Genomic DNA, 1,038 nt, shown 5'->3' with positions numbered 1-1,038 from the left:
TCCGGTACCTGGAAGGTTTTAATGGTGACAAAGGTTTCGCTGTCTCGGTAACCTGCAAACAGAGGTTGAGGTGCGAACTCAGGGGCAGGATCTGGCGCACCGATGCTGCCAATTAAAGGAAAGCGGTCAGGCTCGACCTTAATATCCAGCTGCAACTGGTCGATGATTTCTCCCAGCACCATCCGCGAACGGATGATCTGGATCTCCGCATCGGCAGAGGATTCTTCGGTGAACAGTTCGTTCAGTTCGGAAAAGCCGGGCACGCCACCCTGCTTGTCTTCCACTTGCAGCAAGGCATCGGCTTTGTAGATGGGCGTGGCCAGCAGGCCGTAAGCCACCCCCAGTGACAACGCAATCAAGGTGGTGCCGATAATCAACCAGCGATGGTCGACCAATAGGCCCCAGAGCCGTTGCAGATCAATTTCGTCAGCCATGCTGGACGACGACTGTGGCTGCCGTGCTGTGTTTGTTGCGTTTTCTGCCATGTTTTATTGCTCTGCTGTCTGTTTTTCTGTTGGGCGTTTTTTCGGGGCCCCTTGTAGGAGTTCCCTTCCAGGGGACGAATTCGAGCCTTGGCGAGTAAACGCCGGCTACCGACCCTTCATTTCGCGCTGGAAGGGCCACTTGTTGCTTATCACCCCTTTGGGNGANCTCCGCGCTGGCGCTTGGTTCGTCCCCTGGAAGGGAACTCCTACAGTGGCGCTATTTCCTGTCGAGCTGTGCCCGTGTACCGGCGGTTCTTACCACCCCTTTGGGTGATCTTCGCGCTGTCGCTTGGTTCGTCCCCTGGAAGGGAACTCCTACACAGCCGTGCTGTTTCTTGTCGAGCTTTGCCCATGTAACGGCGGTTTCTTACCACCCCTTTGGGTGATCTCCGCGCTGTCGCTCGGTTCGTCCCCTGGAAGGGAACTCCTACACAGCGGTGCTATTTCCTGTCGAGCTGTGCCCGTGTACCGGCGGTTTCTTACCACCCCTTTGGGTGAGCTCCGCGCTGGCGCTTGGTTCGTCCCCTGGAAGGGAACTCCTACACAGCGGTGC

Annotated in this window: 1 protein-coding gene; it reads right to left on the bottom strand. The window is 57.1% G+C overall.

The window, feature by feature from the left end; genetic code table 11:
• Nucleotides 1–485, bottom strand: a 485-nt coding sequence (locus tag A3754_RS03205) for a Wzz/FepE/Etk N-terminal domain-containing protein (protein ID WP_231880462.1), incomplete at its 3' end; no start/stop codon positions are given.
• Nucleotides 486–1,038 lie beyond the last annotated feature (553 nt).

Source organism: Alcanivorax sp. HI0083 (genome assembly GCF_001635175.1).
Note: the sequence above shows the minus strand (reverse complement) of the source record. Positions and strands in the feature narration are given on the sequence as shown.